The organism is Serratia sp. MF1(2023) (assembly GCF_030954545.1).
Lineage (GTDB): Bacteria > Pseudomonadota > Gammaproteobacteria > Enterobacterales > Enterobacteriaceae > Serratia > Serratia sarumanii.
The window spans coordinates 1-19,762 of record NZ_JAVHUX010000012.1 but is presented as its reverse complement, the minus strand read 5'-3'; the positions used below and the strand labels follow the sequence as shown (position 1 = coordinate 19,762).

Genomic DNA, 19,762 nt, shown 5'->3' with positions numbered 1-19,762 from the left:
TGCAAGGGAATCTAACCACACACCAATATGAATCCCTGATGTTGCTATATGCATTCTGAGCACTACTACTATAGGCCGTGTAACAAGTGAGCATCTAATGGGCAAGGCATGCCCTGCCCTACAGGGCGACGCATCATTCTTTACACGGCGCTATATTTCGGCAATCAGCCCGCTTCATTTCCATTATTCATTTTGATATCAGCCAAATCTGATTTTATACAAGCCGCTTCATCGTCCACTGGCATATTGTCAAGGTCATCAACTCCGTCGTTCTTTGAAGAAACATCTCGTTTTAGCTTATAAAATAAAGCTTCAATATTAACTTGCTCTCGACCCTTCACCGCCACCAATTCCAACGTTTTATTTATTGCCGCGTCACAACTCAGAGCACTTATCAATACACGGGCTATTTGTTTACGAGATATCACACCATCTTCAGGCGTTCCAGCATGGCGTCGGTCTCCCTGAAGCATGACGAGTTTGTGTTCATCATCATTGTTGTAATCAAACCAGCCGGGCCTGACGATGGTATAGGGGTGACCGCTAGCCCTGACCAGACGTTCAGCACGTCTTTTCCAGTCATGAACCTCAGTACGTTGATTCCATGTACTGAGCCGCTCGGTGACACCAATTGTTGTCATTAAAGCAATGCGAACAGGTACATCCTTCAACACTTTCAGGATATTACGCACGCCGCCATAATCTATCGCTCTAGCCCCAATGCGCCCCTGGCCATCGGAACCGAGAGTAAAAATGACTGCCTCAACATCTTTCGGTAAATCTACCAATGTCTCAGGCATTGAAACATCACCGTAAAAAACATCAGTTTCACGAGGAAGCAATTTTACTTTTCTCTTGTTTCTGACCAGCGCTACGGGCTGATGGCCCATTTCAATGGCGGTATTCACGACATGAAGACCAACACTTCCTGTCGCGCCTGCAATGAGTACTTTCATGATAAACCTTCTGATAATTCAGACTTATTTTCGATACAGTCAGAATATCAATTTTCATTATTTCCAGTAATGGGGCTAAAATGATTGTGTCTATGAACACCCTTCATAAATGCGCTTTGAAGGGAATGCTTCCATAAGGAAATCGCCAATGCTCAAAGAAAATTTCAACGAACTGCAAATCTTTCTTGTGGTAGCGAGGGAGCGAAGTTTTACCAAAGCAGCGGGTAAGCTGGGCGTTTCCCAGTCTGCACTCAGCCACGCGATGAAGGCACTGGAGGAAAGGCTGAATATCCGCCTTCTGACCCGCACGACCAGAAGCGTAGCCCCTACAGAAGCCGGCGAGAGGATTATTGCCTGCCTTGAACCTCGTATTGCCGATCTTGAACAGGAACTGGAATCGCTTGTTCAACTGAACGGCACTGCCTCCGGCAATATCCGTTTATCTGCCGGAGAGCATGCCGCGCGAAATCTGGTATGGCCGAAGTTAAAACCCTTCCTCAGGGAATATCCGGAAATTAATCTCGAACTGGTGGTTGATAACGGCTTTGTCGATATTGTTGAGAGGCGTTTCGATGCCGGGATCCGTCTGGGTGAAAGCGTGGATAAAGATATGATTGCGGTGAGAATTGGGCCGGACATGAGAATGGCCGTAGTGGGAGCACCATCTTATTTCGCTGCAAATCCTGCACCTGAAACGCCGCACGAGCTACAAAATCATCGGTGCATCAATATGCGCCTGCCAACAGCCGGTGGACTTTACCATTGGGAGTTTGAGAAGGATGGGAAACCGTTACGAGTCAGAGTGGAAGGCCAGGTCACGTTTAATCTGCAGGCGGAAAGGATTGATGCGGCGTTATCCGGTTTTGGCATTGCCTGCATACCTGAGGACAGGGTGCAGGATTATATAAAGTCAGGAGAGCTTATTCAGGTTCTGCAGGACTGGTGTCCATCTTTCCCCGGATACTATCTTTACTACCCGAGCCGTAAGCAGCATCCGCCCGCGTTTGCACTGATGATCGATGCACTTCGCTACTCGGAATAACGAGTCCGCCATTCACTGCAGACCCGTCCGGGCAATTAACGGCCTACGCGAGCCTGGTGCTCAGGAGAGTAACGTTCGCCGACAATTTTAATCGTTTCAAGCGCGGAGACTTCAAGTCCGGATTTGCCCAGATAACGTTTTTGCATTGAATGAATACCTCCTTATTGCGACTTAAACATCAAGTTTGCGGCCAGTCAGCCATTCCACCATCGCGGGGTCGCGGTGAGAAAAGAAGGCGCTGGTTGCGGTATCGAGTGCGGCGATCTGCAGCATATCTTCAGAACTGAGTTCAAAATCGAGAATGTTGATGTTCTCTTCCATACGTTCTTTCCGCACTGATTTCGCCAGCGAAATGATGCCTCGCTGGAAGATCCACCGCAGCACCACCTGGCCTACACTTTTGCCGTACTTCTGACCAATCGCTGTTAACACGGGATGCTGGAACAGGCCATTTTTACCTTCTGCAAACGGTGCCCAGGCCTCCGGCTGAATGCCACGGCTTTGCATCCATGGAACGGCATGCAGTTGCTGGTTAAAGGGGTTAACTTCAATTTGGTTTACCGCAGGGGCAACGTTGTTGAAGGCGATAAGATCGGCCAGTCTGTCAGGATGGAAGTTGCTGACACCAATGGCGCGAATTTTGCCTGCCTGTTGCAATTCTTCCATGGCCCGCCACGCCCCATGGACATCACCGTAAGGCTGGTGAATCAGGTACAGGTCAACGTAATCGAGTTGAAGTCGATTCAGAGAGCGTTCGAACTGTGCTTTAGCGCCTTCGTAGTTAGTATCCTGCAGCCACAGTTTGGTTGTAACAAAGAGTTCGTTACGGGCGATACCGATCTGTTTCAGCGCATTCCCGACCTGGGTTTCATTCTGGTAAGACGCGGCGGTATCGATCAGACGGTATCCCGTATCGATGGCATCAATAACGGCTCTTTCGCATTCAGCGGCATCAGACATCTGAAACACACCAAAGCCCAGCAGGGGCATTTCAATACCGTTGTTCAGTTTTACAGTTTGCATGACGTTATCCTTCATCTGTTGTGTTGGAAAAGCATAACTCAAAGTGATTTATTCGATTAGGTGGGATAATTAGCTAGGGTTTATTAGACGTACTCATTAATTTAGAGGAGGCTGACGGCCGACTTTATGCCAGGATTAGGCTACTTTATTTTTTGTAAAGCTGATGTTTGTATTGAGCCCTCATGATTGAGGGCTCAATACTATCTAGCTCTACTGCAGTTTTTTCTCTTTCAGAAACTGACTCACCAAATCAGCAATCTGCACATTGTTGAGGTCAGAAAACGGGAAGTGAGTATTGCCTTTGATCCCTACCTCTGGCAGATGCGTCACAGTAACATCCCCGCCATGCTTGTTCACCACGTCACGCCACTCACGAGCCATTGCCAGGCGCACGCGCCAGCTGTCCTGCGCGGGCATGGCGACGGGTTTATCCGGTATGTTGTCGCCGTAAATAATCAGAATCGGGATTTTGGTCAGTGCCATAAACTGCTCCATTGGCACAGGCTCCCCCTTCAGCGTGTCGAACGCGCTTGGCATAGGGGCTGGGAGTTCCTTCTCCGGGAAGACAAAGCTGCTGCCTGGCTCGAAGGCGACAATGGCTTTGACCTTGTCGTTTTTCATCGCCGTGTACCAGCCTGGTCCACCACCCTGAGAGTGAGTGAAGAGGATAGCCGGGCCGGATTTATCTACGACGGCGGACATCGCATCAGAGATGACATTGATATCAAACGGCCCGGTATTCGGGGTCATCTGACGGAAATACTGGTTCAACGCTTCTTTGTCGTGAGAGAACTGAACGCCTTTAAAATACTCCGGCCACACGCCAACGCGGAACTGGTTGAACCACATCTGTTCATCCGGTTTAGGCGTAACGGTACCTTCTACAGTCGTGCGCCCGGCGCTGCCCCGACGTGGCTGATCGACAAGATAAGTTGAGAATCCACGCCGCAGGAAGATGTTCTGGAAACCTTCACGACCATCCGGAGTGCTCTCCCAGGTACGGGAGAACTGACCTGCGCCGTGCAGCATCAGGATAGGGTATTTATGCGGATTTTCCGGGATTTGGTAGAACACAGAAGCATGATCGCCATGGTAGGTTTGGCCAGCAGAATCCAGCGGCTTTTTTGCGTCAAATGTTCCTGGTGCGGTGATGATAGTGCCACCAGCAGAAAAGCTTCCCTGTTCCTGAATGACCAGCGGCTCAGCGTATACCGACTGCGCCACCAGGCCACCCGCCATCACGCAGATGGCCAGCGTTTTTAAGATTGTCTTCAAGATTACATCCTCTGTTATGTTTGCCGTTCAATCATATCTGAGTTGTCAGCGATAATTATTTAGCCCCCCTGATTGCCCTTATTTGGCAGACTCATGAATTCGCACGATTAATTGCGTATGGTCTCTAACCAACGGGTGACCGTTTCAGTCGTTCTTCGTTCCTGGTCACATTCAATGACCAGCGGTTTTTCCCGGCGAGCTGTTGGCGCGAGACTGGCAAGGATGTCGTCGCTGTCTCCTTTACCATAGCCACCGTGAGTAATGAAGGGGATGAGTAGTTTGCCCGCAAGGTTGTGGCTGCTGAGAAATGCTTGCACGACAGGCGGCACGCTGGTCCCCCAGATCGGAAAGCCTAAATACACGGTCTCGTAGCGTGAGATATCTGCGACGCTATTTTTCAATGCGGGTTTGACTCCTCGCTCACGCTCATTTTTCGCCTGTTCAACGGTCTGAAAATAGTCTTCCGGATAAGGTGTTGCCGGTTCAATTTCAGATAGGTCGGTGTTCAGGCTACGGTGAATGACGCCCGCAATCACCCGTGTATTTCCGCTGCGAGAAAAGTAGGCCACCAGAATTCGACTTTTACCCTGCACGTTTGCGTTTCCGGTGGCAGCTGTCGCCAGGGAGACGTTCGCCAGCGTGAGCCCGGCAAGTGCGGTGATCAACATTCTGCGGTTGGGATCATGCTCCATTACTAACTCCTAATTGTTAGCGAGCGCCTGCTGCAGCGCCTTTTCAGCTCGCGTAGCCGCATCATTTTCGCCATGTTCACGCAGAACCTGTGCCAACTGGCGCAGCTGCGCTGCCGTCAGGCCAACCCGTATGCTTGCTCGCGTATGCGATAACAGCTGGGCTTCAACGCCTGGTGTGGCCGCCAATGCGCCAACCGTTGCCAGCTCGCGGCTTTGCCAGTCGAGGTTATCGCGGGCGAAAATGTCCCCGAACAGATGCGTTTGCAGGAACTGGTTAATCACCGGTGCAAAATCAAACAGTGGGCCCTGGACGGGAGCGCCTGAGATTTTCGTCTGGTTTGCGGTACCGACACGGCGAAGTTCATCCCCGACAGGAATCGGGGCAGCGGGTTCTTTCCCCTCAAGGTCTTGGATGCCACGTTGTTTACGTGCTTCGACGACCTTCATCAATTCACTAAGCGCATTCAGGCTACGGGGGAATCCCGTGTAGGCATAAAGCTGGACGAGAATCTCTTTGGTTTCGTTTATCGTGAGCCCGGCGTCAAGTCCTTGGTTCAGTGCGGTATTCAGCTTATCCATCTGGCTGCTGGCCATCGATGCCGCAATCAACGGGATGGCCTGTTGGCGGGCTGACAACGTAGCTGAAACCGTTTGTTCGTGGTTCATTTCCGAGGCTCCTTTATTGGCGGGCGCAGCATGTGCCGTGAGACCAAAACCAAAGGTCAGCAGTACCGCTGCCGCTAATGCCTTAATGGCCGTGGTATTGTTCATCTGTCACTTTCTCCATCCAGTTAACGCTTTTGCCATCCACAATCCCGGTTATCGCCAGATGCGTCATCGCGCTGCCGGGTGCCGCCCCGTGCCAGTGTTTGACGCCCGCCGGGCAAGAAACAACGTCGCCAGCGCGGATAACCTGTACCGGCTGGCCTGCTTGTTGCGTTAGCCCAACACCCGAGGTCACAATCAGCCGCTGACCTGCCGGATGCGTATGCCAAGCGGAACGAGCGCCGGGTTCAAAGGTGACATAAGCCCCGGAAACATTGATGTCGTTATCCGGTTTGAAGAGAGGATCAACCCGGACGCGACCGGTAAAGTTCTCGGCTGGCCCGTACACCGCGTTCTGACTTCCTGCGGGGGCGATATGAACAGCGGGATTTTGTTCCGCTGCCCAGGATGAAAATGTGAAGAGGGGCAGTAACACCCCGAGGTAACGTAAATGTCCGATCATGCAAAGCGTCCTTATCGATGTAGAGGGAATTGCCTGCGATGATTTTATCGAGGGCGTAATGACGTCAGGCTGACGCCCCCCTGACAATTCTGTCAGTTAACCCAGGCCCCGGCTCAGTGTCGGGGTAAGCATTGCCCGCCGCTTTACCCGCTTGCATCGCAAAGGTGAGGCCAAATGTATTGATGCCACCTTCACTACGGGCAAAGACATCCCCTCGGTGCATAATGGCGACGGCACGCACGATCGACAGGCCCAGCCCATGATGGGTATCACTCCTGGCTCGGGAGGTGTCAACGCGATAGAACCGCTCGAAAAGCCGATGTAAGTGTTCTGGTGTTATCGGATCGCCAGGGTTAGAAACCTCAACACAGGCTTGATGGTTTTTTTCGCTTACCCGCACCGTAACCGTGCTATTGAAGGGTGAGTGTCTTGCGCTATTTTCCAGTAAATTAGCCAGTGAACGGTGGAACAGTCGCCGGTCGATGTGCGCGGTGACATCGCCTTCTACATCCAGAGAAAGCTGTTTTTCAGCAAAAGAGGGTTCAACATACTCCGCTGTTTTCAGGGTTTCTTCTCGCAGGGAGACCTGCATAAGCTGAGAAGCATGTTCACCCGCGTGGGCATGGGACAAGAACAGCATGTCGTTAACTATCGACGTCATGCGTTCAAGCTCTTCCAAATTGGAACCTAATAACTCTTCCAGTTCATCTTGCGAACGTCGGCGCGAGAGGCCCAGTTGCGTCTGGCCGATAAGGTTGGTCAGCGGTGTACGGAGTTCATGCGCAACATCGGCGTTAAAGCTGTCGAGCTGTCGCCAGGCGATTTCCTGACGCGCTAACACGCCATTAAATGATGATGCCAGTTGCTGCAGTTCTTTGGGTAAAGCGCGGGTATTCAGGCGCTGGCCATTGTCCCCGGGTGCGAGATGCCGGGCCTGTTTACTGAGAGTACCAACGGGACGAAGACCGATCCTTGAGACGATGTATCCCAGTAAGGCGACAATCACTACGCCCAGTGCGGTAATGATCAGCAATGTACGCGTGAACGCATCGAGTGTGCCCATGTACGGCGTGGAGTCGATGGCAACCACAAAACGCAGTTCAGGCCTTTCATCGTTCGCGGGGATGGTGTTCACTAACAGGAACAGCGAGCATGCACCGTCCGATGCGCCGGGCACTTTATTAAAGCCTTCCTGCAAAGACGACCACTGAACCCCCACCGGTGGTGTTCCCCCCATGCTAAAGCGCGGGTTATCGCTCACTATCCAGTAGCGAACGCGCTCACCTTCAGAATTGGTTAATACAGTGAATTTATTGGCAAGCAGTGACCAACCGTCAGCCGAGACTCGTGCGGTGATCCACGGACTCATTAATGATTCCCGGAACAACAGCTCGTTGTGCATCTGCTTTTGCAAAGAGTCATGCAAGGAGCTTCTGAGCAGGATACCGATAACGGACACAATCAGCAGCGCGGATAAGGCAAACATCAGCGCCAGGTGAACGGAGATGGAACGCTTAAGCATGCTTGTCCCCTTCATTATTCAGACCGGACTTCGAGGACATATCCCATGCCACGAACGGTATGTAACAGTTTGATATCGAAAGGAGTATCAACTTTGGCTCGAAGACGTTTAATGGCAACTTCAACCACGTTGGCATCGCTATCAAAATTCATGTCCCATATCTGCTCCGCAATCATCATCTTTGACAGAATCTCCCCCTGATGTCGGGCCAAAAGGCTCAGCAGGGAAAACTCTTTTGCGGTCAGCTCCAATCTCGTTCCGGCACGAAAAACCCGGCGAGCCAGTAAGTCGAGATGCAGATCGTGAATTTGCAACTGGGTGATGTCTGCACCGTCCGTCGCGCGGCGACGCACCAGCGCCTGGATGCGCGCCACCAGTTCAATGAGAGAAAAGGGTTTAGGGAGATAATCATCCGCGCCAAGACGAAGTCCTTTGACGCGCTCGTCGACCGATCCCCGCGCAGAAAGCATCAGCACCGGCGTCTGTTTGGCTGCTCGCACCCCCTCAAGTACCCGGTAACCATCCATCCCCGGCAGCATCACATCCAGTATTATCGCGTCGTAGTCGAACTCCAGCGCGTAATGAAGACCTTCGGCACCATCTGCAGAGACATCAACCGTAAATCCGGACTCACTCAACGCACGGTTGAGATAGGTTGACGTTTTTTCTTCATCTTCGACTAACAACAGGCGCATAACGGGACTTCCTCTTAACTTTTCATCGGTGCTTCAACATCTGAATAAACCTGCACGGCATCCGGCAGACGTTGACCTTGGATAGTAATGGCATCCAGTGAGCGGGTGAGCTCGGTCATCTCAGCGTAAGTCAGCGATACGCCGGTAGCCGCTGTGTTTTGCAGCATATGGTCTTTATTGGTGGTGCCAGGGATGGGAACAATCCAGGGTTTACGCGCCAGGAGCCATGCCAGCGCAATCTGTCCCGGTGCCGCATTTTTTCGTATTGCCCAGGATTTCAGTAGTTCAACCAGCTGTAAGTTGTGTGGCAAGTTTTCAGGCGAGAAACGCGCTTCTGTCGCGCGGAAATCACCGGCAGCGAACCGGGTATTCTCATCAATCCAGCCCGTTAAAAACTGCACGCCGAGTGGACTCCATGGCACGAACCCAATGCCCAGCTCTTCACACACTGGAAGCACCTGTTTTTCAGGGCCGCGCCAGAGCATGGAGTATTCACTTTGCACGGCGGTAACGGATAATGTTGCATGGGCGCGCCTCAACGTGTTGATGCCCATTTCAGACAGACCCCAGTGCAGGACTTTTCCTTGATCCATTAAATCTTTCACCACATCGGCGACATCTTCGATGGGGATCTGTGGATCAACCCGGTGTTGATACAGTAAATCGATGCGATCGGTACGCAGGCGCTTGAGCATATTGTCGACGACCTGCCTGATATGCTCCGGTCTGCTGTTAAGGCCCGGCAGACGCTTCCCCGTCTGTTGGTCAATGTTCCAGCCAAACTTGGTGGCGATAACGATTTTGTCCCTGAACGGGGCGACGCCTTCCCCGAGAATTTTTTCGACTTCAAACGGGCCGTAGGCTTCAGCTGCGTCGAAAAACGTCACCCCTTCATCAAATGCCCGGTGGATAACATTGATCATCTCGGGACGCCAGGGAACGGAAGTGTCGTATTTGCGACTCATGTTCTGCACGCCCAGACCGACGGCAGAAACTTCCTGCTTCCCGAGTTTACGTTTGCCCGGAGCAGTATTGCGTTGGCTGGGTTGTCTGGATGAATCGACCTGAGAGGATTGGCTCGCCGCTGATACGTGCGGAATCAGCGAGGCGGCGGCAATACCGGCCCCGGCGACTAATAGCTTGCGCCGCTCTGGCATTGTTAGGTCATTCTGGCTTTTCATTGATCGCTCCGTTTCTCAGAAAATTGAACATGAATCTCATTTAAGCGAGACCATTCTGCGTCGTGATTGCCAACATAAAGCTGACGGCTACCTGACAGCGTTGTCAGAAACACCTACCTATCCCAGTCTGTTTCCTGACAAAAATGTTATTTCCCTGTCACGATGCTGACAGCTCTCCCCTTCTAATCTGAGCCTGCAAATTTGATTCCGCGAGCTTGCTTAAGCAGGCTGATACCCATCGGGAGATGACCATGAAACTCACTCTTATAAGTGCAATACTGCTAACGGCAATGGCTGGAGTTACCACAGTCAATGCGGCTGATTACAAAAAAAACCCATTCACACTGGCCTATGACGGAGCCATCACTGAGAACGTCAAAGGCAAGGTCAACATTCATCCAGTGAAATACGATCTGCATGGCATCCAGATTGCTGCGAATGTCTATACCCCTGCTAACTACGATCCCGCCAAAAAATATCCTGCGGTGGTGGTTGCACATCCTAATGGGGGCGTAAAAGAACAGGTCGCCGGGTTGTATGCCCAGCGTCTCGCCGAACAGGGCTACGTCACGATTACCGCCGATGCGGCTTATCAGGGCGCTAGCGGTGGTGTGCCTCGCAGCGTGGATAAACCTGCTAATCGCATCGAAGATATCCACGGGATGGCTGACTACATCAACCAGTATCCTGGTGTGGATACCGCCCGCCTTGGTCTGCTGGGTATTTGCGGAGGCGGCGGGTATTCACTTGTTGCGGCCGAAACTGACAAACGGTTCAAATCGATTGCAACCATCAGCATGTTTAATTCAGGACTTGTGCGCCGCAACGGTATGCAGGATTCGCAGCGGGACACTATCCAGCAGCGTCTTCAGCAGGCTTCTGACGCACGTGCTCAGGAAGCAGCCGGAGGCGAAGTGCTTTACTCCGGCGATGCCAACCTGACTGATGAACAGATTGCTAAATTACCTTTTGCCTTATATCGCCAGGGCTACGAGTACTACTGGAAAACTCACGCCCACCCGAACTCCACGTTTAAATACACCACCAGCAGCCTGTTGGATTTAATGAGCTTTGACGTAACGGACCATATCAATCTCATCAATAAACCGCTGCTGATGATTGCAGGTACAAAAGCGGATACGCTCTATATGACTGAAGATGCGTTCGCGAAAGCCACCGGTACGAAGGACAAAGAACTCTTCCTGATCGATGGCGCTACTCATATCGAGACGTATTGGGTGCCTAAATACGTTGATCAGGCAATGCAAAAGTTAGACGTCTTCTTCGATAAAAATATTTAATCCGTATCTGACGATACCCCGGCCAGCCTGACAGGCTGGCCGTTTCAAGAACTTGAGCAGTGCTTATTCAGGCATGCATCTAAGACTAACGAAGTCGGGAAGAAAGATAATTGCGTTCACTGAATAGCCTCTATGAATGAAATTCATAAACCCAACATAGGGAGTGCGTAATGGTTATTTTTTTATCTGAATGGTAAGCGCTATCAAGGTGCTGGCTGCTGTAAATACTGCAATGATCCATCCCATCGTCCAGGGTGAGCCATCGCTGAACAGAGCCAGCAGCAGTGAAGATATGATGCCACTGCCGTATTGAAATGCTCCCATTAATGCCGACGCTGAACCTGCAACATTAGGCACTGCGTCAAGTGCGCAAGCGGTGGATGTTGCCGCGATGATGCCATTCATGGAGAAGAACACGAACACAGCCCCGACAATCAAGAATAATCCACCTACGCCCAGACCGGTTGTGACTGCCAGCACTAATGCCGCAATAGTAGCGATGAATACGGCATTCTTGAGTAGCATTTCCAGGGGATAGCGGTGAACCAGGCGTCTGTTGACCATACTCACCGCCATTAATCCGACAATGTTGATGGCAAATAGCCAACCGTAATGTTGCGGATCAACACCAAAGTACGTGATGTACACAAACGGGGAGCCCGTGATAAAGGCATAGGCCGCGACGTAATAGAAGGTCAGGCACAGAGTAAACCGCATGTATCTGGTGTTGGTTAGCAAGGTAAAGTAGTTTTTAAAGGCTTTGGTTACGGAGGTTTGCGAGCGTTTCTCAGCAGGTAATGTCTCCGGCAACCAGAATAAAGACATCAGCATCAATGCTCCGATAATCGCCAGTAACCAGAAAATGGCGTGCCATGAGGTGACTTTAATCATTTGTCCGCCAATTAGGGGACCAGCAATCGGCGCGATAGCCATAATAATCATCAGGGTCGATAACATTTGCGCAGCGCGAGTGCGGCTAAACAAGTCACGTATCATTGCACGAGCCAGCATCGGACCGGTACAGGCACCTAATGCCTGAAAAACACGCCAGAAAATAATTTGCCCGATATCGGTTGATAACGCGCAGCCCATGGAGCCTATAACGAATAACCCCATTCCTATGAACAGTGGCAGACGTCGTCCGAAGCGATCGCTAACTGGCCCCCAAATCAGTTGAGCCAGGCAAAAACCAATCAAGAAACCGGTAATTGTCAACTCTGCATTACCCCGCAAGTCTTTAGCCATAAGGGGCATAGCCGGTAAATAGATATCTGTTGACAAGGACGTTACAGCCATTAATGCACTGAGTGTGATAACAAAAATCATCCCTGACGTTTTCTTTGAGTATTGCAATGCGTTGCTCATGGGGTTCCACATGTATGGTATTCATGTGGAATATATTACAGCCCCGGATGTGAATAATAATGAGCTGCTTAAGGATAGAGTTTATGAGCGCTGCTCATGAATAGCGCCCCCTCACGGCCTGAGGCAAAAGTTGCAGCCTATTGCGGAAAATACGCTCATTAATGAGCGTATTTATCCTGGCCGTTGCTTTTTCATTTTAGGCAGCCCCTTTCAACACCTCTTCCGAACGCTGCGCAGGTCACATTGGGGTTGTAGAGAGACAGCCCCAATCCATCACTGATATGTGTAAGGTGAGGGATTAGTTTGCCATTACAGACTTGTAAATTATTAAGTCGCATGTGTATAGAAATTCAAGACCGAACAGAAGTACGCGCGCGCCGGATTTTACCGGACAACAAACCAATCGATTCATTGTAATTCAAAGCGTTTAGGGATAATCAAGGATGTGGTAGGAAGAGAGTATGGTGCCGATAATAGGAGTCGAACCTACGACCTTCGCATTACGAATGCGCTGCTCTACCAACTGAGCTATATCGGCATCGCGCCGGGCCTGCGGGGCAAGCCGGAAGTGCGTTGAACAAGGTAGACCTGCGCGCGAAATGAGTCAATAGCCGCCGGGGCGTTTGGTTGTTTTGCAAGCAGTGATACTGCCGTGCCCCCAAAAACACTCAGGGCGCAGCACGCTACGCCCTGACGTCTTTATGACCGCAATCCGGCCTTAGCTGCGCACCAGATCGTCGCCGTAGCCAATCCACTTGTAGGTGGTCAGCGCGTCCAGGCCCATCGGGCCGCGGGCGTGCAGTTTCTGGGTACTCACCGCCACTTCCGCGCCCAGGCCGAACTGGCCGCCGTCGGTGAAGCGGGTGCTGGCGTTGACGTACACCGCCGAAGAGTCCACCGCGCGCACGAAGTGCTCTGCGCTGCTCAGCGAGCGGGTGAGGATCGCGTCGGAGTGGTTGGTGCCGTGGGTGCGGATGTGGTCGATGGCCTGATCGATATCGTCCACCAGCAACACGTTCAGATCCAGCGAGAGCCATTCGTCGTCGTAATCCTCCGCGTTCACCGGCACCACCGTCGCCGGGCCGCCCTGCAGCAGCGGCAGCGCGTTTTCCGCCGCGTGCAGCGTCACGCCCGCCGCCGCCATTTTGGCGCTCAGCGCCGGCAGGAACTCGGCGGCGATGCTGCGGTTCACCAGCAGCGTTTCCAGCGAGTTACAGGCGCTCGGGCGCTGGATCTTGGCGTTTTCAATCACCGTCAGCGCCTTGTCGAAATCGACATCGGCATCCACGTAGGTGTGGCACACGCCGATGCCGCCGGTGATCACCGGGATGGTCGATTGCTCGCGGCACAGCTTGTGCAGGCCGGCGCCGCCGCGCGGGATCAGCATGTCGACATAGCGATCCAGGCGCAGCAGTTCGTTCACCAGCGCGCGATCCGGGCTGTCGATCGCCTGCACCGCCGCCGCCGGCAGGCCGCACTGTTCCAGCGCCTGCTGGATCACTTGCACCGTCGCCTGGTTGGTGTTATGCGTCTCTTTACCACCGCGCAGGATCACCGCGTTGCCGGTTTTCAGGCACAGGCTGGCGACGTCGATGGTGACGTTGGGCCGCGCCTCGTAAATCACGCCGATCACGCCGAGCGGCACCCGGCGGCGCTCCAGCTTCAGCCCGCTGTCCAGCAGGTTGCCGTCCAGCACGTGGCCGACCGGGTCGTTCAGGCGGCACACCTGGCGCACGTCGTTGGCGATCGCCGCCAGCCGCGCCGGGGTCAGCAGCAGGCGATCGAGCAGCGCTTCGCTCATGCCGGTGGCGCGCGCCTGCGCCATGTCTTGTTCGTTCGCCAACAGGATCGCTTCGCTGTTGGCCTCCAGCCTGTCGGCCATCACCGACAGCACCTGATTCTTCTTCGCCGTGCTCAGCACCGCCAGCTGCCAGGAGGCCTGCTTGGCGGCCTTCCCCATCTGCTCCAGCATGCTCACTCCTTAACTGACAATCATATCGTCGCGGTGCACTGCCACCGGACCGTATTCATAACCGAGGATTTCGCTGATTTCCTGCGAGTGGTGCCCGGCGATCATGCGCATCGCGTCGCTGTTGTAGCGGCTGACGCCGTGCGCCAGATCGCGCCCCGCCAGGTTGCGGATGCGGATCACTTCGCCGCGCGAGAAGTCGCCCTTCACATCGCGAATGCCCTTCGGCAGCAGCGAACTGCCGCGTGCCATCATCGCTTCCACCGCGCCATCGTCGACGGTGATCTCGCCGGCCGGCGGCGCGCCAAAGATCCAGCGTTTGCGGTTTTCCAGCGGGGTTTCCAGCGCGTGGAAACGGGTGCCCACCGGTTTGCCTTCGATCACGTCCGCCACCACGCCCGGTTTGCTGCCCGCGGCGATCACCACGTCGATGCCGGCGCGGCAGGCCACGTCGGCCGCCTGCAGCTTGGTGCCCATGCCACCAGTGCCCAGGCCGGAGACGCTGTCGCCGGCGATGGCGCGCAGCGCGTCATCGATGCCGTGCACTTCACGGATCAGTTCGGCCTGCGGGTTGTTGCGCGGATCGGCGGTGTAGAGGCCCTGCTGATCGGTCAGCAGCAGCAGTTTGTCGGCCCCGGCCAGAATGGCCGCCAGCGCCGACAGGTTATCGTTGTCGCCCACCTTGATTTCGGCGGTGGCGACGGCGTCGTTCTCATTGATTACCGGCACGATGCGGTTGTCCAGCAGCGCCGTCATGGTGTCGCGCGCGTTGAGGAAGCGCTCGCGGTCTTCCAGATCGGCGCGCGTCAGCAGCATCTGCCCGACGTGGATGCCGTAAATGGAAAACAGCTGTTCCCACAGCTGGATCAGCCGGCTCTGCCCCACCGCCGCCAGCAGCTGCTTGGAAGCGATAGTGGCGGGCAGCTCGGGGTAGCCCAGGTGTTCGCGCCCGGCGGCGATGGCGCCGGAGGTGACGATGACGATGCGGTGGCCCGCGGCGTGTTGCTGCGCGCACTGGCGCACCAATTCGACGATGTGGGCGCGGTTCAGACGCAGCGATCCGCCGGTCAACACGCTGGTGCCCAATTTCACAACCAATGTCTGGCTGCCGTTCATAGTATTTCTGCCGTGTGTAATGATGAGAAGAAGAGTGCAAAGGTCTTTGTAACAGGAGAGACGCGTTATGCCAACAGGCACAACGCGAAATCAGCACAATACGTGGTCAAACGGGGTCAGGCGGAGAGTTTGATCAGTTTTTCTTTGAAATCGTCGGCGGGTTCCAGCCCCAGTTCCATGGTCGCCAGCAGCTCGCCCAGGCGGCGATGGAAGTCGCGCAGGGTGTCTTCCAGCTTGGCGTTCACTTCATCATCCTTAATGTTTTGCGCCGTCCAGTCGCCTTCTTTGTCGAACAGGCCGAATTGGTACGAATAGGTGAAGCGCGCCTCTTCCGCCTGCAGCTCCATCCACCAGCCCCAGAACTCGCGCTTCTCCGGAGCGGGCTTTACATTGACGCAGACGGCCAAACAATCAAAGAAAAAACGGTCGTTTTCACATTGCCCTTCACGCAGGTACGGCCCCAAGCTGGCAAAACGTTTCATTAGTCGGCTTTTAGGGTGACCACTCGGTAACGTCATTCTCTAACCTCCTCAATGTAGACCACTCTTTTTAACAAACTGTTAAAATTTAGCAACTAATTAACGCATTTTGTCCTTCAGCCAGCCGGACATTTGCAGCAACGCCCGGTGGAAACTGTCGTAAACCGGGGTGCGTGGGATGGCGACCAGCTTGCCGCTCACCGAGGAGGTGACGATCAGCTGCGACTCCTCTTTCGGGCTGAGCGTATCGCGCTCCCAGTAGCCGGAGATCATCGGCGTCGGGCAACGGCGCCCCAGCAGCCCCTGCATTTTCAGCGAGTAGCTGTTCAGCTCCACCTTCAGCACGTTGTCGGAGGCGTTGGCCATGCCCATGCGGCTGGCCAGCACGTCCATATACATGTCCGGTACGTTCAGTTGGGTGCTGCTGTCGCACAGCAGGCGATGCACCACCGGCCCCAGGCAGGCTACGCCGCGCAGCCGCTGCGGCTCCAGGTAGGCCAACCGCACCGCCACGTTGGCGCCGAAGCGGAAGCCGAAGGCGCTCACCCGCTGATGATCCACCCACGGCACCGAGGCCAGCTGGATCAGCACCTGCTGGTGCAGGTAGCTGGAATCCTGCGTCAGCTTCCATTTGCAGGAGGAGCCGATCGACGGCATGTCGAGCGTCAGCATGGCGATGCCGTGCGGCGCCAGGTAGTCGCGGAACAGGCGATGATAGTCGGTCTGCAGCGTATCGAGGCTGCCGCACATCAGCACCGTCGGGAACGGCGCTTCGCCCTTCTCCGGCATGTGCAGGAAGCCGGTGACGCTGGCGCCGCCTTCGATGCGGAACTCCAGCTCTTTCAACTGATACGGCAGCAGCAGCGCCGCCTCTTCGTACGCGCGGTTGGCGAGCATCTCCGCCTGTTCGGCCAGCTCGTCGCCCTTCAGGTGCGGGTAACCGGCGATGCTGTACAGGCTCGCGGCCTTCAGCCAGTATTGGCCGCCGAGCAGCGGATCCTGCTGCTCCGTCGCCCGCTGCTGCCACTGCATGCCCTGATGGATCCACTCGTAGATCCAGTTGCCGTTGCGGTAGCCCACCACGGTATCCAGCCGCTGCGGATTGCTGCGTTCGGCGTCGGAGGCGGCGATGCGCGCCAGCACTTCGTGGATTTCGATCGGGCTGACGCCACGCCAGGCCCACAGCAGCGGATTCAGCATGCGGTACCAGCTGCCGGTGGTGTCGCCTTCCAATGCGGAATGCATGGCGGCGCTCACTTTGTTGCGCGCGCGCAGCACCAGCGTCGAGGTTTCAGGGTGTTTGAATTTGGGCTTGAAAAGAATTTCAGAAAGGTTGGCCTGTGCCATGGTAACAACAGCCTCCGTAAATCTGGCGATAGGCCGCAAAAGGCCTACTTAACTGGAGGTAGTGTACCTAACTCTGGCGGGAGAAACCAAAATAACGCAAACGCCCGGCATAACCGGGCGTTTGCTTGGAACTGGCTGGGCTTAGCGGCCGCCGATCGGTGGAACGAAGCTGACGCCCATATCCCACGGCTGTTCGATCCAGGTGTCCTGCGGGATATCGACCACGTAGTCGTCCACCAGCGGACGGCCCGCCGGTTTGGCGAAGATGGTGACGAAATGCGCTTTCGGGTACATATCGCGGATCGCTTTCGCGGTGCCGCCAGTATCCACCAAATCATCCACCACGATGAAGCCTTCACCGTCGCCTTCGGCGCGCTTGAGCACTTTCATTTCGCGTTGGTTGTCATGGTCGTAGCTGGAAATGCAGACGGTATCCACATGGCGGATGCCCAGTTCGCGCGCCAGCAGAGCCGCCGGCACCAGGCCGCCGCGGCTTACGGCAATGATGCCCGTCCATTTGTCGGCAGGCAGCAGGCGGTGCGCCAGCTTGCGTGCGTGCATTTGCAGCATATCCCAGGTAACAACGTATTTTTCGCTCATAGAATCGTGTCCCAGCCGGCTGGTGAAGCGGCTTACTTTATAGTTCAGGGGAAAAAAGGTTGCGCGAGATTATAGAGACTGGCCGCGTTGAATTCCAGTTGTACCGAGGAAAACCTCGCGATTTCCGCCGCGCGGCTTTTCGGTGATTGATGCTGAAAAAGCGAACGTTCCCGCAGCGAAGCCGTGTGATCAAGCGCTTAAACCGCACAATACGGTGCGCGCACCGCCGGAAATAAAGTGATATTCTCTGGTGATCGTGCCACGACGCACAGATACCCGCTCACCTTAACCGCGCGGCACGCCCGTCCTGTCGGAGCCTGCCGTCACAGGAGACTTATAGTGTCTGAATTGTCTCAGCTTTCGCCACAGCCGCTGTGGGATATTTTCGCCAAGATCTGTTCTATCCCCCACCCTTCTTATCATGAAGAAGCGCTGGCGCAGCACATCCTCACCTGGGCCAAAGAAAAGAACCTGCACGCCGAGCGCGATCCGGTCGGCAATATCCTGCTGCGCAAGCCGGCCACCAAAGGCATGGAAAATCGTAAGCCGGTCGCGCTGCAGGCGCACCTGGACATGGTGCCGCAAAAGAATAACGACACCGTGCACGATTTCGCCAAGGATCCGATCCAGCCTTATATCGCCGGCGAGTGGGTGAAAGCGCGCGGCACCACGCTGGGCGCCGACAATGGCATCGGCATGGCCTCCGCCCTGGCGGTGCTGGCCGACGACAGCGTTGAGCACGGCCCGCTGGAAGTGCTGCTGACCATGACCGAAGAGGCCGGCATGGACGGCGCCTTCGGGCTGCAGCCGAACTGGCTGCAGGCGGATATCCTGATCAATACCGACTCCGAAGAAGAAGGCGAAATCTACATGGGTTGCGCCGGCGGTATCGACTTCATCACTACCCTGCCGCTGCAGCGCGAAGCGGTGCCGGCCGGTTATCAAACCCTGAAGCTGACCCTCAAGGGCCTGAAAGGCGGCCACTCCGGCGCCGAGATCCACGTCGGTCTGGGCAACGCCAACAAGCTGCTGGCGCGCTTCTTGTTCGCCCATGCGGCGGCGCTGAACCTGCGCGTGCTGGATCTGAACGGCGGCACCTTGCGCAACGCCATCCCGCGTGAAGCCTCTGCGGTGGTTGCGGTGCCGGCGGACAAGGCCGACGCGCTGAAAGCGCTGAGCCAGGAGTTCCTGGCGGTGCTGCAGAACGAACTCTCCGCCAAAGAGAAGAACATCACCGTGCTGCTGGAGCCGACCACCAGCGCTTGGCAGGCGCTGAGCGCCGACAGCCAGCAGCGCTTCCTGGCGCTGCTGAACGGCACGCCGAACGGCGTGATCCGCATGAGCGACGCGGTAAAAGGCGTGGTGGAAACCTCGCTGAACGTCGGCGTGGTCACCACCAGCGAAAACGAAGCGGAAATCATCTGCCTGATCCGCTCCCTTATCGACAGCGGCAAAGACTACGTGGTCGAGATGCTGACCGCGCTGGGCCAGCTGGCCGGCGCCAAGGTGGCGCCGAAGGGCGGCTACCCGGGCTGGCAGCCGGACGCCGACTCGCCGGTGATGCACCTGGTGCGCGAGCTGTATCAGGAGCTGTTCGACAAGACGCCGAACATCATGGTGATCCACGCCGGCCTGGAATGCGGTCTGTTCAAAAAGCCGTATCCAAACATGGACATGGTATCGATCGGGCCAACCATCACCGGCCCGCACTCGCCGGATGAGCAAGTGCATATCGAAAGCGTCGGTCTGTACTGGAAGCTGCTGACCTCGCTGCTGAAAGCGATCCCTGAGCGCGCATAAGCCGCGCGCTTAACGCAAAAAGCCGGCGACTTGCCTAATGCTGGTCACTTAAGGGTGGCCAGCAACTTTTTTATCTGGATATTTCCTGCTTCTGGCTCTGAGCTCTCTCGGATAACTTCGCTCTCTGCGACCTGGCAACACCAGCCATTTTGCCTGTTCATACAACGTTCT

The 19,762-nt window shown here is 55.0% G+C and carries 18 protein-coding genes and 1 tRNA gene; 3 read left to right on the top strand and 16 right to left on the bottom strand.

The window, feature by feature from the left end; genetic code table 11:
- Positions 1–164: 164 nt before the first annotated feature.
- Entirely contained in the window at positions 165–956 is a 792-nt protein-coding gene (locus REA38_RS06820; protein ID WP_308885436.1) for an SDR family oxidoreductase, read from the bottom strand.
- A gap of 148 nt (positions 957–1,104) precedes the next feature.
- Between REA38_RS06820 and REA38_RS06815 the strand changes: the two genes are divergently transcribed.
- Entirely contained in the window at positions 1,105–1,998 is an 894-nt protein-coding gene (locus tag REA38_RS06815) for a LysR family transcriptional regulator (RefSeq protein ID WP_041033515.1), read from the top strand.
- A 171-nt stretch (positions 1,999–2,169) separates the two neighbouring features.
- Here the strand turns inward: REA38_RS06815 and REA38_RS06810 are convergent, their stop codons facing one another.
- The 8 genes from REA38_RS06810 to REA38_RS06775 all read right to left on the bottom strand — a co-directional run bounded on the left by REA38_RS06810 (position 2,170) and on the right by REA38_RS06775 (position 9,614).
- Entirely contained in the window at positions 2,170–3,021 is an 852-nt protein-coding gene (locus REA38_RS06810) for an aldo/keto reductase (protein WP_041033513.1), read from the bottom strand.
- A 210-nt stretch (positions 3,022–3,231) separates the two neighbouring features.
- Positions 3,232–4,296 carry an alpha/beta fold hydrolase gene (locus REA38_RS06805; protein ID WP_193145750.1) on the bottom strand — a complete coding sequence of 355 codons (1,065 nt, stop codon included), beginning with the start codon at positions 4,294–4,296 and terminating at the stop codon, positions 3,232–3,234.
- A 107-nt stretch (positions 4,297–4,403) separates the two neighbouring features.
- The gene (locus REA38_RS06800; RefSeq protein WP_308885431.1) at positions 4,404–4,988 is read right to left on the bottom strand and encodes a flavodoxin; all 585 of its coding nucleotides are present in this window, start codon (positions 4,986–4,988) and stop codon (positions 4,404–4,406) included.
- Between the two features lie 9 nt (positions 4,989–4,997).
- The gene (locus REA38_RS06795; protein ID WP_308885429.1) at positions 4,998–5,759 is read right to left on the bottom strand and encodes a carboxymuconolactone decarboxylase family protein; all 762 of its coding nucleotides are present in this window, start codon (positions 5,757–5,759) and stop codon (positions 4,998–5,000) included.
- Entirely contained in the window at positions 5,737–6,216 is a 480-nt protein-coding gene (locus REA38_RS06790; RefSeq protein WP_060452689.1) for a cupin domain-containing protein, read from the bottom strand. Before REA38_RS06790 ends, REA38_RS06795 begins: the two co-directional genes overlap by 23 nt.
- Positions 6,217–6,280: 64 nt before the next feature.
- Positions 6,281–7,738, bottom strand: coding sequence for a heavy metal sensor histidine kinase (locus REA38_RS06785; RefSeq protein WP_308885427.1), 1,458 nt, complete (start codon positions 7,736–7,738; stop codon positions 6,281–6,283).
- 14 nt (positions 7,739–7,752) lie between these two features.
- Positions 7,753–8,433 (bottom strand): heavy metal response regulator transcription factor, encoded by a 681-nt coding sequence (locus REA38_RS06780; protein WP_197839149.1) that lies wholly within the window; start codon positions 8,431–8,433, stop codon positions 7,753–7,755.
- Positions 8,434–8,447: 14 nt separating this feature from the next.
- Positions 8,448–9,614, bottom strand: a complete 1,167-nt coding sequence (locus REA38_RS06775) for an aldo/keto reductase (RefSeq protein WP_308885424.1) — start codon at positions 9,612–9,614, stop codon at positions 8,448–8,450.
- 290 nt (positions 9,615–9,904) lie between these two features.
- Between REA38_RS06775 and REA38_RS06770 the strand changes: the two genes are divergently transcribed.
- The gene (locus tag REA38_RS06770; protein ID WP_374213776.1) at positions 9,905–10,915 is read left to right on the top strand and encodes an alpha/beta hydrolase; all 1,011 of its coding nucleotides are present in this window, start codon (positions 9,905–9,907) and stop codon (positions 10,913–10,915) included.
- A gap of 174 nt (positions 10,916–11,089) precedes the next feature.
- On the opposite strand, the gene REA38_RS06765 is transcribed toward REA38_RS06770, so the two are convergent.
- The 7 genes from REA38_RS06765 to gpt all read right to left on the bottom strand — a co-directional run bounded on the left by REA38_RS06765 (position 11,090) and on the right by gpt (position 17,791).
- Positions 11,090–12,280 carry a multidrug effflux MFS transporter gene (locus tag REA38_RS06765; protein ID WP_308885419.1) on the bottom strand — a complete coding sequence of 397 codons (1,191 nt, stop codon included), beginning with the start codon at positions 12,278–12,280 and terminating at the stop codon, positions 11,090–11,092.
- A gap of 462 nt (positions 12,281–12,742) precedes the next feature.
- A tRNA-Thr gene (locus tag REA38_RS06760) sits at positions 12,743–12,818 on the bottom strand.
- A gap of 180 nt (positions 12,819–12,998) precedes the next feature.
- Complete coding sequence (gene proA, locus REA38_RS06755) at positions 12,999–14,252, bottom strand: glutamate-5-semialdehyde dehydrogenase (protein ID WP_308885417.1); 1,254 nt, start codon at positions 14,250–14,252, stop codon at positions 12,999–13,001.
- A 9-nt stretch (positions 14,253–14,261) separates the two neighbouring features.
- Positions 14,262–15,365 (bottom strand): glutamate 5-kinase, encoded by a 1,104-nt coding sequence (gene proB / locus REA38_RS06750; protein WP_033637217.1) that lies wholly within the window; start codon positions 15,363–15,365, stop codon positions 14,262–14,264.
- Between the two features lie 116 nt (positions 15,366–15,481).
- Positions 15,482–15,883: a sigma factor-binding protein Crl gene (crl, locus tag REA38_RS06745; protein ID WP_004930258.1), complete on the bottom strand. Its 402-nt coding sequence runs from the start codon at positions 15,881–15,883 to the stop codon at positions 15,482–15,484.
- A 60-nt stretch (positions 15,884–15,943) separates the two neighbouring features.
- Positions 15,944–17,191: an esterase FrsA gene (gene frsA, locus REA38_RS06740; protein ID WP_033653332.1), complete on the bottom strand. Its 1,248-nt coding sequence runs from the start codon at positions 17,189–17,191 to the stop codon at positions 15,944–15,946.
- 141 nt (positions 17,192–17,332) lie between these two features.
- Positions 17,333–17,791 (bottom strand): xanthine phosphoribosyltransferase, encoded by a 459-nt coding sequence (gene gpt, locus REA38_RS06735; RefSeq protein ID WP_033637215.1) that lies wholly within the window; start codon positions 17,789–17,791, stop codon positions 17,333–17,335.
- 339 nt (positions 17,792–18,130) lie between these two features.
- On the opposite strand from gpt, the gene pepD reads away from it, so the two are divergent.
- A complete protein-coding gene (gene pepD / locus REA38_RS06730) occupies positions 18,131–19,591 on the top strand; it encodes a beta-Ala-His dipeptidase (protein ID WP_049196487.1) in 1,461 nt (486 codons plus the stop codon).
- The last annotated feature ends 171 nt before the right edge of the window (positions 19,592–19,762 follow it).